Source organism: Amycolatopsis sp. NPDC051106 (genome assembly GCF_040682775.1).
In the GTDB taxonomy this organism is placed as follows: domain Bacteria; phylum Actinomycetota; class Actinomycetes; order Mycobacteriales; family Pseudonocardiaceae; genus Amycolatopsis.
The window spans coordinates 1-12,476 of record NZ_JBFBBQ010000080.1; the positions used below are offsets into that span (position 1 = coordinate 1).

At 72.5% G+C, this 12,476-nt stretch carries 13 protein-coding genes; 7 read left to right on the plus strand and 6 right to left on the minus strand.

Going from position 1 to position 12,476, the window contains the following annotated elements; genetic code table 11:
• Positions 1-481: 481 nt before the first annotated feature.
• On the minus strand, positions 482-1,852 hold the full coding sequence (locus tag AB0M83_RS38225) for a PLP-dependent aminotransferase family protein (protein WP_364524953.1): 1,371 nt from the start codon (positions 1,850-1,852) through the stop codon (positions 482-484).
• Between the two features lie 80 nt (positions 1,853-1,932).
• On the opposite strand from AB0M83_RS38225, the gene AB0M83_RS38230 reads away from it, so the two are divergent.
• Complete coding sequence (locus AB0M83_RS38230; RefSeq protein WP_364524955.1) at positions 1,933-2,577, plus strand: pyridoxamine 5'-phosphate oxidase family protein; 645 nt, start codon at positions 1,933-1,935, stop codon at positions 2,575-2,577.
• Positions 2,578-2,589: 12 nt separating this feature from the next.
• Here AB0M83_RS38230 and AB0M83_RS38235 read toward each other — a convergent pair whose 3' ends face one another.
• Both AB0M83_RS38235 and AB0M83_RS38240 read right to left on the minus strand, forming a co-directional pair.
• A complete protein-coding gene (locus AB0M83_RS38235) occupies positions 2,590-4,017 on the minus strand; it encodes a HAMP domain-containing sensor histidine kinase (RefSeq protein WP_364524957.1) in 1,428 nt (475 codons plus the stop codon).
• Positions 4,014-4,730 (minus strand): response regulator transcription factor, encoded by a 717-nt coding sequence (locus tag AB0M83_RS38240; protein ID WP_364524959.1) that lies wholly within the window; start codon positions 4,728-4,730, stop codon positions 4,014-4,016. Before AB0M83_RS38240 ends, AB0M83_RS38235 begins: the two co-directional genes overlap by 4 nt.
• Before the next feature lie 147 nt (positions 4,731-4,877).
• Between AB0M83_RS38240 and AB0M83_RS38245 the strand changes: the two genes are divergently transcribed.
• The 6 genes from AB0M83_RS38245 (at position 4,878) to AB0M83_RS38270 (ending at position 9,727) form a co-directional block, all read left to right on the plus strand.
• A complete protein-coding gene (locus AB0M83_RS38245) occupies positions 4,878-6,224 on the plus strand; it encodes a ferredoxin reductase family protein (protein WP_364525021.1) in 1,347 nt (448 codons plus the stop codon).
• 12 nt (positions 6,225-6,236) lie between these two features.
• Entirely contained in the window at positions 6,237-6,689 is a 453-nt protein-coding gene (locus AB0M83_RS38250; RefSeq protein WP_364524961.1) for an FMN-binding protein, read from the plus strand.
• Positions 6,686-7,465 carry an FAD:protein FMN transferase gene (locus AB0M83_RS38255; protein ID WP_364524963.1) on the plus strand — a complete coding sequence of 260 codons (780 nt, stop codon included), beginning with the start codon at positions 6,686-6,688 and terminating at the stop codon, positions 7,463-7,465. Before AB0M83_RS38250 ends, AB0M83_RS38255 begins: the two co-directional genes overlap by 4 nt.
• A gap of 63 nt (positions 7,466-7,528) precedes the next feature.
• A complete protein-coding gene (locus AB0M83_RS38260) occupies positions 7,529-7,909 on the plus strand; it encodes a VOC family protein (RefSeq protein WP_364524965.1) in 381 nt (126 codons plus the stop codon).
• Positions 7,906-8,730 (plus strand): class I SAM-dependent methyltransferase, encoded by an 825-nt coding sequence (locus tag AB0M83_RS38265; RefSeq protein ID WP_364524967.1) that lies wholly within the window; start codon positions 7,906-7,908, stop codon positions 8,728-8,730. The genes AB0M83_RS38260 and AB0M83_RS38265 overlap by 4 nt, the downstream gene beginning before the upstream one ends.
• 13 nt (positions 8,731-8,743) lie before the next feature.
• A complete protein-coding gene (locus tag AB0M83_RS38270; RefSeq protein WP_364524969.1) occupies positions 8,744-9,727 on the plus strand; it encodes an asparaginase in 984 nt (327 codons plus the stop codon).
• Positions 9,728-9,742: 15 nt separating this feature from the next.
• Here the strand turns inward: AB0M83_RS38270 and AB0M83_RS38275 are convergent, their stop codons facing one another.
• From AB0M83_RS38275 to AB0M83_RS38285, 3 genes are all read right to left on the minus strand, one after another.
• Positions 9,743-10,222, minus strand: a complete 480-nt coding sequence (locus AB0M83_RS38275) for a cysteine dioxygenase family protein (RefSeq protein ID WP_364524971.1) — start codon at positions 10,220-10,222, stop codon at positions 9,743-9,745.
• A gap of 200 nt (positions 10,223-10,422) precedes the next feature.
• On the minus strand, positions 10,423-11,439 hold the full coding sequence (locus AB0M83_RS38280) for an NAD(P)H-dependent glycerol-3-phosphate dehydrogenase (protein WP_364524973.1): 1,017 nt from the start codon (positions 11,437-11,439) through the stop codon (positions 10,423-10,425).
• Positions 11,439-12,158, minus strand: a complete 720-nt coding sequence (locus AB0M83_RS38285; protein ID WP_364524975.1) for a lysophospholipid acyltransferase family protein — start codon at positions 12,156-12,158, stop codon at positions 11,439-11,441. Before AB0M83_RS38285 ends, AB0M83_RS38280 begins: the two co-directional genes overlap by 1 nt.
• Positions 12,159-12,476 lie beyond the last annotated feature (318 nt).

Consider the following 12,476-nt stretch of genomic DNA (forward strand, 5'->3'; position numbering starts at 1 on the left):
GCGCCCCCCCCCCCCCCCCCCCCCGCGCCCCCCCCCCCCCCCCGGGGGGGGGGGGGGGCCCCCCCCCCCCCCCAACGCCACATTGGGTGCGTCCCACGCAACCAACGCCACATTGGGGCGCTCGAGACCCACTCTCGAAGCCGCGCCGGCGCTGGACCCGGGGCCGGACCCGGGGGCCGGGTGGAGCCGAGGCGGGGGCCGGAGTAAGCCGTGCGGATCGGGCCGGAACGGAACCAGGCTCAGGTCATGCCGTGTTGGCCGGGACCAGGCTGGCGGGGCCGGGGCCGAGCACCGCACTGAGGCGAGGTCAGCGGGCGGGCCCGAAGCTGGAGCAGCGCCGGACCACGGCGGGGCCCGCCCTCCCCTCGGGGGCCACCGCCCGCTCCAGCGTATCGGCGACCACCAACACAAAGCCGCGAAAACCACCACCGAAGCTCCAGCCATCCACATCACGGCCCGCCTGTGGACACCGGCCCGAACCTCACCGCAGCAACGAAACCAACGTCGGCAAGGCAGCCACCAACGCCTCCCGAGCACAACCCGCGTACCCGATCGCCACCCCGTGCGACGACGGCTCCCCGGCGAAGTGCCGAGCCAACCCGTCCAACCGGATCCCCCTCCGCTCAGCGGAAGCGATCACCGACACCTCCACCGCAGCCGACGGGAACGGCACCACCAGGTGCGCCCCCGCGTCGTCACCACGGACCGGCACCCCCGCCGCGGCCAACGCCCCCGCCAGCAACGTCCGCCGCTCGGCCATCTCCCGGCGAAGTTTCCGCAGGTGACGTCCCAAATCCCCGTTCCGCGCGAATTCGTACAGCACCCGCTGCCCCGCCGGCGACGGCCGCGTCCCGGTCGAATCGCGGTACGCCAGCACCGCCGATGTGATCGCCTCCGGGGCCACCATCCACCCCGCCCCCAGCGTCGGCGTGAGGATCTTCGACGTCGTCCCCAGGTGCGCCACCACGTCCGGTGCCAGCGAAGCCAGCATCGGCAGCGGCGCCACGTCGAAGCGCAGCTCGCCGTCATAGTCGTCCTCGATGACCAACATGGACGAGGAACGCGCCCGCTCGACCAGCGACACCCGCCGCGCCGCGCTCAGCCGGCTGCCCATCGGGTACTGGTGCGCCGGCGAGCAGTACACCGCCCGGGCCCCCGCCGGGATCGCGTCCGGCCGCAGCCCCTCCTCGTCCACCGGCACCCCCACCACCCGCATGCCCGCGCGGAGGAACGCCTGCACCGCGCGCTGGTACCCGGGCTCCTCGACGGCGACGACGTCCCCGCGTTCGAGCACCGCCGCCGCCAGCTCGACGACCGCCGCCGTCGTCCCGCCGGTCGCCAGCACCGAACCGGCCGCCAGGCCGCGGTGACGCAGGAGGTGCTCCGACACCGCCGCGCGGTACTCCGGCAGCCCGGCGCGGTGCGCGCGGACCAGGGGGTCCGGGTCGGCCGCCGCACGCCAGGCACGGCGCCAGGCCGCGCGGTCCAGGCCGTCCGCCCACGGTGTCCCGGGCCCGAGGTCGAGTAGCGACGGCCCGGAAGCCTCGGGCACCGGCACCGAAGGCGCCGGGACCTGCGACGCCGAGTACGAAGGCGGCGTCGTCACGTACGTGCCGGAGCCGTGCCGCCCGGAGATCCACCCTTCGGCGTGCAGTTGCTCGTACGCCGCCGACGTCACCGTGCGGCTGACGCCGAGGCGCCCGGCCAGGGCCCGCGTCGAGGGGAGCCGGTCGCCGCCCCGGAGGTGGCCTGAAGCGGCGGCTTCGCGCAGCGCGTCCGCGAGCTGGACGGCCAGCGGCGTCACGGCCGCCCGGTCGAGGCTCACCGGGAGCGCGGTGTCGGCGTGGGTCACGGGACCTCCTCAAGTGGACTTCCCAAGTGTACGAGAAGTGGACGTTTTCCGATGCCACTGCGCTGGGAGACGCTGATCGCATGCTGTCCACCACGCCCCGCACCACGCTCGGCCGCAAGAAGCACCGGGCCGTGACCGACCGCTCGATCCTCCACGAAGTCCTGGACGAGGGCCTGATCTGCCACCTCGGCATCGTCCGCGACGGCGTCCCCCTGGTCCTGCCGACCGGCTACGGCCGCGACGGCGACACGCTGTACCTGCACGGCTCGACCGGCGCGGCCAGCCTGCGCGCGGCGTCGCGGGACCTCGACGTCTGCGTCACGGTCACCCTCCTCGACGGCATCGTCTACTCGCGGTCGGTGAACAACCACTCGATGAACTACCGCAGCGCGGTCATCTTCGGGAAGGCGACGCCGGTCGTCGACCCCGAAGCGAAGATGCACGGCCTGAAGGTGCTGACCGACCACCTCGCCCCGGGCTCGTGGGAGCACGCGCGCGAGGTCAACGCGAAGGAGTTCGCCGCGGTCAGCGTGCTGGCGCTCGACCTCGCCGAGGCGTCGGTGAAGATGCGCGCCGAGGGTCCGGACGACGAGCCGGAGGACCTCGAAGCCGACGCTGCCTGGGCCGGGGTGCTCCCGGTCCGGACGGCCTTCGGCGCGCCCGAGCCCTCGGAAGACCTCTCCCCCGGCTGGACGACGCCCGAGCACGTCACCGGTCGTGAGTGAGAAACAGGGTTCTCACTCACGACCGGCGAGCGGCAGCCGGACCGTGAACACCGTCCGGCCCGGTTCCGAGGACACCGTGACCGTGCCGCCGTGCGCCGTCACCAAGGACTGGACCACGGACAGCCCGAGCCCGGTGCCGCCGTTGCCGCGGGTGCGGGAGTCGTCGACGCGGAAGAACCGGTCGAAGATCCGCTCCTGGTCCCCCGGAGCGATCCCGGGCCCGGCGTCACTCACCCGCACCACCGCCTGAGGACCGTCGACCGCCACCGAGACGTGCACGTCGGTCCCGGGCGGGGTGTGCACGGCGGCATTGGCCAGCAGGTTGTCGAACACCTGCCGCAGCCGCACCGGGTCCGCGCGGACGAAAGCCGCCTCGAGGGACGACGTCAGCGGATGGTCGGGACGCCCGGCGGCGAACGCGTCCGCCGCGTCGCCGGCCAGCTCGGCCAGGTCGACGCGCTCCGGCCGCAACGGCGTCTCGGCGGCCCGCGCGTCGAGCCGCGCGAGCAGCAGGAGATCGTCGACCAGCACGCTCATCCGGGCCGTCTCCTCGCGGATCTTCGCCAGGTGCGCTTCCCGCTCCGCCGGTTCGTTCGCCGCCGCGTAGCGGAAAAGGTCGGCGTAGCCCCGGATCGACGTCAACGGCGTCCGCAGCTCGTGCGACGCGTCCGCGACGAACCGGCGCAACCGCTCGTTCGCCTCGGTCTTCGCCGCCAGGGACGTGTCGATGTGCGCGAGCATCACGTTGAACGCCGTCCGCAGCTCGTCGACTTCGGCGCCGCCCCCGGTCCCCGCCGCGCGGACCGGCAGCGCGGGGTTCGCGGTGAGGTCGTGCGACGCGATGTCGTGCGCGGTGCCGGCCATGTCCGCCAGCGGACGCAGGCCCCGGCTCAGCACCAGCCGCCCGACGACCAGCAACACGCCCAGCGCGAACGCGAACGCGCCGACCTCCACCCAGATCAGCTGCTGGACCGTGCCGTCGAGGTCTTTCTGCGGCGCGGCGGACAGCAGCACCGAACCGTTGTCGACCGGGCAGGCCCGCACCCGGTACGGCCCGTCGTCGTGCAGGTAGATGTTCCGCGTGACGTCGCCGTCGACCGCGTCGGCGGCGATCTTCGCCAGTGGCTTGGCGTCGCCGGGCAGCTGGCCGCCGGGCTGGGGCGTCGCGACGCCGTCGCGCACCTTGTACAGCGCCGAGTACCACGAGTACACCGACTGCGGCGAGCCGTGCGTCTCGCGCAGCTGCGGCAGCTGCGTGTTCTGGCTCTTGGACAGCTGCTCGTCGAGCCGCCGGTCGAGGTAGCCGTGCATGATCCCGACCGTCGTGACGCCGACGGCCGCGAACACGACCAGCGCGAGCGCCCCGAGGCCGAGCGTGATCCGGGTGCCCAGCCGCGTGCGCTGCCAGGCCCCGTACCACTTGCGGAAGAAGCGCTTCACCGGTTGACCTGGCGCACGACGTACCCGACGCCGCGCACGGTGTGGATCAGCGGTTCGCCGCCGCCCGCGTCGACCTTGCGCCGCAGGTGCGAGATGACGAGCTCGACCACATTGGACCGGCCGCCGAAGTCGTACTCCCAGACGTGGTCGAGGATCTGCGCCTTCGTCAGCACTGCGGGCGAGCGGCGCATGAGGTAGCGCAGCAGCTCGTACTCGGTCGGCGTCAGCTCGGCGGGCGGCCCGTCGCCGCGGCGGACCTCGCGGGTGTCCTCGTCCAGCGTCAGGTCGCCGACGCGCAGCACGGCCCCGCGCGCCGCCGCCTGGTGCGCGACACCGGTGCTGCGCCGCAGCACCGCCCGCAGCCGCGCCATCAGCTCCTCGACGGAAAACGGTTTCACGAGGTAGTCGTCACCCCCGCGGGTGAGCCCGGCGATCCGGTCGGCCGTCGCGTCCTTGGCCGTGAGGAACACCACGGGCACCGCGCTGCCGTTCTCCCGGAGGCGGTCGAGCACGGTGAAGCCGTCCAGGTCGGGCAGCATCAGGTCGAGCACGACGATGTCCGGCCCGAACTCCGCGGCCTGGGCCAGCGCGGCCTTGCCGGAGCCGGCCGTGACCGCCTGCCAGCCCTCGTACCGGGCGACGGTGGCGACGAGGTCGGCGATGTGCGGCTCGTCGTCGACGACGAGCAGGCGCACGGGTTCGGAGGGCTGCACCACCCCATCTTCTCCCGGCGCGCGCGCGAGCGGCGACCGGTGACGCGGGCCGACAGGAATCCGACAGCCCGTACCCAGACTCGCCACAGGCTGGGTGGCGAGGCTGAGCTTCGTGAACCGAACCCGAGGGGGATCCGTGTGACCAGCATGACGCAGACCGCCGAGGCCACGCGCCCGGCGATCCGCCCCCGGATCGCCGCGAAATCCGGCCTCTTCCTCTTCCTGGGCGCCAACGTGGCGGCCGTCACGGTGCTCTTCGCCGAAGCCGGGCTGTCCCAGAACGTGCTCATCAGCATCGGCAGGCTCGCCGGGCTGTACGGCGCGCTGGCGATGGCCTGCCAGCTGCTGCTCGTGGCCCGGCTGCCCTGGCTGGACCGCCGGATCGGCATGGACCGGCTCACGACGTGGCACCGGTGGACCGGCTTCACGATCCTCTGGACCTTGCTGGCGCACCTGGTGTTCATCTCGTTCGGGTACGCGGAGGTCACGAACCAGGGCGTCGTCGACGAACTGGTCGAAATGGCCAACACCCTTGAAGGGATCCTGCGGGCGCTGGTCGCGTTCGCCGTCATCCTCATCGTGGGCGCGGCGTCGGCGAAGTTCGCGCGGAAGCGGCTGGCGTACGAGACGTGGCACTTCATCCACCTCTACACCTACGCCGCGGTCTTCCTGGCGTTCACCCACCAGATCGCGCTCGGCACGTCGTTCGCGAGCGCCCCGGCGGCCAAGGCCTACTGGTGGACGCTCTGGCTGGGCGCCGGCGCCGCCGTGCTCGCCGGACGCGTCCTGCTCCCGCTGTGGCGGAACCTGCGCCACCAGCTGCGCGTCACCGCGGTGGTTTCCGAGGCCCCGGACGTGGTTTCGGTCTACATGACCGGCAAGCACCTCGACAAGATGCCGGCGCGGGCGGGCCAGTTCTTCCTCTGGCGGTTCCTCACGAAGGACCGCTGGTACCAGGCCAACCCGTTCTCGCTGTCCGCCGCGCCCGACGGCCGCACGCTGCGCCTGACCGCGAAGGCGCTCGGCGACGCCAGCGCGTCGCTGCGCAACCTGCGGATCGGGACGCGCGTGTTCGCCGAAGGCCCGTACGGCGCGTTCACGACGATCCACCAGCAACGGCCCAACGCGCTGCTCGTGGCGGGTGGCGTCGGCATCACGCCGATCCGCGCGCTGCTGGAGGACATCGACGGCCACGTCGTCGTCCTCTACCGGGTGCGCACGCAGGCCGACGCGGTGCTGCTGCCCGAGCTGAACGGGCTCGCCAAGGCGCGGGGCGCGGTGGTGAGCGTCCTCGCCGGGTCGGACCAGGCCGTCGGCCCGCGCGGGGCGATGCTCGGCCCGGCGAACCTGCACATGATGGTGCCGGACGTGCACGAGCGGGACGTGTTCGTCTGCGGCCCGCCGGGGATGACGTCGGCCGTGCTGCGCAGCCTGCGCGAGCTGCGCGTGCCGAAGGCCCAGGTCCACGCCGAACGCTTCAGCCTCGCGGCCTAGGGGGACATTCCAGTGAAGAGGACCATCTTCGTCGTCGCGCTGTCGATCGCGGGGTTCATCGCGGTCTGGCGGTTCGAGCCGGGACCGGTGCACAACACCGCCGTCGCCCAGGCGCCGCCGAGCGTCACGGCACCGTCCACATCGGCCGCGCCGCCGGACTCGACGTCGCCCACCCAGTCCACTCCGGACAGTGCGAACGCGACGGTCACGACCCAGGGTTCCGCGGAGTCCAGCAACTACGGGACCGTGCAGGTCGAGGTCACGTTCACCGGCGCCCGGATGGTCGCGGTCACGCTGCTGCAGGCCCCGGACGACGGCCGCGCGCTCACCGCGTTGCCGCGCCTGCAGCAAGAAGCCATGAAAGCCCAGAGCGCCGACATCGACACGATCACCGGGGCGACCGAGACGAGCGAGTCGTACAAGACGTCGCTGCGGGCGGCCATCGACGCCCGGGGCACCCGATGACCACGCGCGTCGAGCAGGTGATGGGCCTGCCGATTTCCCTCGACCTGCGGGACGAAGGCGACTTCGCGGAGATCGTCGACGAGGTCTTCGCCTGGTTCCGCGACGTCGACGCCCGGTTCAGCCCCTTCAAGGAGGACAGCGAAGTCAGCCGCTACGACCGCGGCGAGCTGACGGCGGCCGAACTGACCGACGACCTCCTGGAGGTCCTGGAGCTCTGCGCGTACTACGAACAGCTTTCCGGCGGCGCCTTCCGCGCGCGGCTGCCCGGCCGCGGGCTCGACCCGTGCGCGGTCGTCAAGGGCTGGGCGGTGCAGCGCGCCGCCGACATGCTCAAGGCCGAGGGCGCGACGACGTTCTGCCTCAACGCGGGCGGCGATGTCGTCACCGCCGGCGAGCCGGCGCCGGGACGAGCGTGGCGGGTCGGCGTGCGCCACCCCGAGCAGCCGCTGGCCGTGTGCGCGGTGCTGGAGTCGCGCGACGGCGCCATCGCGACGTCGGCGGCCTACGAGCGCGGCTCGCACATCCTCGACGGCCGTTCGGGGACGCCGGCGACCGGCCTGATGAGCGTCACCGTCGTGGCCGGCGACCTGGTCACCGCCGACGCGCTGGCCACCGCGGCCTTCGCGATGGGTGCCGAAGGCATCACCTGGGCGGCCGACCGGCCGGACTGCGAGATCCTCATCGTCGACGACAGCCGCCGCGTGCACCGGACGGCCGGGCTCGCCCTGGCGGCCGGAGAGCCGGAACGTTCCCACGCGAGGGCCCGGGCGTCCTGAAATCGGTTCGCCCTCCCCCGGCGGCTCGGCCAGAATCGGCGGCAGCCGACCTCGAGGAGTGCCATGCCGTCGTCCGTCCTGCACGTGTCCGTCGACTGCGCCGACCCGTACGCGCTTTGCCAGTTCTGGAGCCAGGTCACCGGGAAGCCGGTCCCCGACGAGGACCAGCCCGGCGACGACGAGTGCGGCATCGCGCTCGACGGCGGGATCGACCTGCTGTTCCTGCGCGTTCCCGAGCCGAAGACGGTGAAGAACCGGCTCCATGTGTGCCTGCAGCCGGACGTCCCGCGCGACGACGAGGTGAAGCGCATCCTGGACCTCGGCGCGACGCTGGTGAACGACCTCCGCAACCCCGACGGCACCGGCTGGGCCGTGCTCGCCGACCCCGAGGGCAACGAGTTCTGCGTGCTTCGCAGCGCGGCCGAACGGGCAGCGACGTCGTGACGGATTCGTTCGCCGTCAACAAGGCCAACTGGGACGAACGCGCGGTGTTGCACGCGGCGTCACCGGACTACGGCTTCGAGACCTACGTTTCGGATCCGGAGCACCTGAGCGGCGTCCTGCGGTTCGACCGGCCCCGCCTGGGCGACCTCGGCGGGCTACGCGCGGTGCACCTCCAATGCCATATCGGGACGGACACGGTTTCGCTGTCCCGGCTGGGTGCCTCCGTGACGGGCCTGGACTTCTCCGGACCGGCGCTGGAACAGGCGCGGCGGTTCGCCTCCGCCGCGCACGCCGAGATCGACTTCCACGAAGCGAACGTCTACGACGCCGTGGAGGTGCTGGGCGCCGGGCGGTTCGACCTGGTCTACACCGGGATCGGCGCGTTGTGCTGGCTGCCGTCGATCGCGCGCTGGGCGGCGGTGGTCGCCGGGTTGCTGCGCCCGGGCGGGCGGCTGTTCATCCGCGAAGGGCACCCGATGCTGTGGACGCTCGACGAGACCGCGGACCCGGCGTGGCCGCGGTACCCGTACTTCGAGCACGCCGAACCGCTGGTGTTCGACGAGCCCGAGACCTACGTCAGCACGGACCGTCCGTTGCGCAACAGCGTCAGCCACTCGTGGAACCACTCGCTGGGCGAGATCATCACGGCGCTGCTGGACAACGGCCTGACGCTGACCGCGTTCACCGAGCACGACAGCGTGCCGTGGAACGCGATCCCCGGGCAGATGACGCGTGACGAGGCCACGGACGAGTGGCGGATGACGGACACGCCGTCGCGGATCGCCGCGAGCTACACGCTCCAGGCGGTCAAGGGCGGCTGAATAGGGTGGCGGCATGGCACGTCCCCTGATCGCCGTCGCCACGCTGGGCGGCACCATCTCGATGGCCCCCGTTTCCGGCGAAGGCGGCGCCGTCCCCCGCCTCGGCGCTTCGGAACTGCTCGGTGGTCTCGGCGATCTCCCGATGGACGTGCTGGCCGAGACCCTCGCCGGGATCGGCAGCGCGTCGATGGACTTCGCGACGCTGCTGCGGTGCCGCGAGTGGGGGCTGCGGCAGGACGCCGACGGGTTCGTCGTCGTGCAGGGCACGGACACCCTGGAGGAGACCGCCTACTTCCTCGAGCTGTGCTGGCCGTCGGAGATCCCGGTGGTGATCACCGGGGCGATGCGCAACGCGGGCCTGCTCAGCCCGGACGGCCCGGCGAACCTGCGCACCGCGCTGACCGTGGCGGCCGATCCCCGCAGCCGCGGGCGGGGAGTGCTGGTGACGCTGAACGACGACGTCCACGCGGCGCGCTGGGTGCGGAAGGCGCATTCGAGCCACCTGGAGGCGTTTTCGTCGGCGCCGGCGGGCCCGCTCGGCATGGTCGTCGAGCGCGCGGTGCACTGGTTCCACCCGTCACCCCCGCGGTTGCCCGCCTTGGCCGGAACGGACTTTTCGGGGCTGGTTCCGGTGGTCGAGGCCGCTCTGGACGACTCGGGCGCGGTGCTTTCGTACGCCGCTTCGCAGCCTGGAGTGCGCGGAATCGTGGTGGCGGCGACGGGCGCGGGCCACGTGTCGTCGGGCACGGCCGACGTGGTGGCGCGGCTGGTCTCCGAGTTGCCGGTGGTGGTGGCTTCGCGGACGGGCGCGGGCCCGACGCTGCGGTCGACGTACGGCTTCCACGGTTCGGAGTCGAGCCTGATCGCGATGGGCGCGACGATGGCCGGCTGGCTGGACGCGCGCAAGTCCCGCATCCTGCTGCACACGCTGCTGGCGGCCGGCGCGGACCGCGAGACGATCGAGCGCGAGTTCCGGGCCCGCGGCGACCTGGACTGACCAGGGTTCCCAGGGTCAGTCGAGGACCGGGCCGCCCAGCGGGTCCAAGTGGTACGAGCGCATCTCGCGCTCCGCGTCGCGGTAGACGTGGATCGAGACCGCCGGGTCCGGGCCGTCGTTGCGCACCTCGTGCACGTACCCCGGGCCGAACACCCGCGACTGCCCCGCCGAGAGCGCGTGCAGCTCGGTGACCGCGCGGCCACCCGGCGCGCGGCGGGCCACCGCCTCCGTCAGGCGCCCGCTGACCAGCGTGAACGCGCCGCTCGCGAACGCGTGGTCGTGCAGGTCGGTGCGCTGGCCGGGCAGCCAGCTCATCAGCCAGACCTCCTGCTGGGCGTCCTTCTCGACGAGCGCCGCGAACCGCTCGTCGGGGTCGTAGCGCAGCAGGTGCTTCCAGCGGTCGCGATCGGCGGCGACCTCCAGCGCGACGCGCACCGGGTGGCGCAGCGCGGGGTTCTCGGGACGCAGCAGGGTGTTGTCCGGAACGGCGAACATGAGGGTCCTCACGGAAGAGAAAGGGGGGTCGACTGGGCCGGGGCGGGGTTCACCGACAACAGCGACACGCGCACATGACGGCGCGAAGGCCGTGGCGGCCCCGCAGCTCAGTCATCACGTACGCGAACATGGCGCCCAGCGTTCCGCACCGCCCCGGCCCGGTCAAGCCGCTCCCAGCATCCGGGCGGTAGGTCACACCTTCAGGACCACTCGTGCTTCTGCGAGCGGCCGAGCAGCTCCGCGCCGGCCTGCCGCGGGTCGACGCCTTCGTGGCACACGCGGTGCATCGCGTCGGTGATCGGCATGTCGACACCGACGCTCGCGGCCAGGGCGCGGATCGACGAGCACGACATGACGCCCTCGGCGACCTGCCCGCCCGCCGCGGCCTGCGCCTGTTCGAGGGTTTCGCCGCGGCCCAGGCGCTCGCCGAACGTCCGGTTGCGCGAAAGCGGCGACGAGCACGTCGCGACGAGGTCGCCGACCCCGGCGAGCCCGGCGAACGTCAGCGGGTCGGCGCCCAGTTTCGCGCCGAGGCGGGCCATTTCGGCGAGGCCGCGGGTGATCAGCGTCGCCATCGTGTTGGTGCCGAGGCCGAGGCCCGCGGCCATCCCGGTGCTGAGCGCGATGACGTTCTTGCACGCGCCGCCGAGCTCGCAGCCGACGACGTCGGTGTTCGTGTAGGGGCGGAAGTAGGAGTTGGCGCAGGCGCGCTGGATCGCGACGGCGCGTTCGTGGTCGGCGCAGGCGAGCACCGCCGCGGCCGGCTGCCCGGCGGCGATCTCCTTGGACAGGTTCGGCCCGGTGACGACGACGACGTCGCCCGGGTCGATCCCGACGATCTCGCCGATCACCTCGCTCATCCGCTTGAGCGTGCCGAGCTCGACGCCCTTGGCGAGGCTGACGAGGATCGCGTCGGGCGGCAGCAGGGGCCGCCACTCCGAGAGGTTGGCCCGCAGGCTCTGACTGGGCACGGCGAACACGACGGCTTGGGCGCCTTCGAGGGCCTTCGCCGGATCGCTGGTGGCGGTGATGTTCTCCGGCAGGCCGACGCCGGGCAGGTAGGCGCGGTTGACGTGCCGCTCGCGGATGTCCTCGGCGACTTGCTCGCGGCGCGCCCACATCGTGACGTCGCGGCCGGCGTCGCCGAGCACCTTCGCGAAGGCGGTGCCCCACGAGCCGGCCCCGAGCACGGTGACCCGCTGGACGTCGGCGCGCATCAGACAGGGTCTCCCGGCTTCGCCGACGGCGGTTCCTCGTGCCGGATCTCGCCGAGCAGGCGGGTCACCTCGTCCATCATGACCTTGGTCACCTCACGCAGCTTCGAGGCGCTGCGTGAGCTGCCTTCGCGGTAGGCCGAGAGGTCGATCGGGTCGCCGACCTTGTGGGTGATGGTCTTGCGGGGGAAGGGCTTGAACTTCTTGGTGTAGCCGTTGAAGAGCTCGCTGGTGCCCCAGCGGGCGATGGGGATCACGGGGACGTCGTTCTGCAGCGCGAGCCGCGCGGCGCCGGTGAAGGACTCCTTCGGCCAGCCGGCCGGGTCCTTGGTGATGGTGCCCTCGGGGTAGATGACGACGATCTTGCCCTCTTGCAGGGCCTGGTGCGCGGCCTTGAGGCTGTCCCCGGCGGCGGCCGAGCCGCGCGAAACCGGGATCTGCCCCGAACCGACGAAGACTTTCCCGAAGACGGGGGTCCGGGTGAGGCTCTCCTTGCCGAGGAACCGCGGCACGCGCTTCGCCCGGTGCACGAACACGGCGTCGACGACGGGATCGAGGTGCGAGACGTGGTTCAGCACGAGCAGGGCGGGACCGTGCCGCGGAACTTTTTCGTCCCCGACGTAGACCCGCCGCGCGATCGCGGTGAGCGGGTAGAACACAGCGGCGGCCAACCCCACCCAGAAGCCGCCCTTCTCACGCCGGGCCACGATCTCCTCCTCCACGCGTCACGTCCGCCCCAGATCCTGCCGCGCCGGGGTGAGAGCAGTCCAGGGAGGGTGCCTTCGCCGAGGTCGAAGCGGTGATCAGCGGGGTCGGGCGTGGGTCCGAACGTCATGAACGGGCCCGGGCGACAGGGCCGGCAAAGCCCGGTCACGGCGGCTCTTCGGCGGACGCGGGTCGGCGGTTGTCTTGAATGAGTCATTCAGGGCGTCCGAGGTCCTGAATGACTCATTCAAGACGTTCGGCCTGGGCACCACACCCGCCGGCCAGCGCGCCCCAGCACAGCCCGCCCCAGCACAGCCCGCCCCAGCACAGCCCGC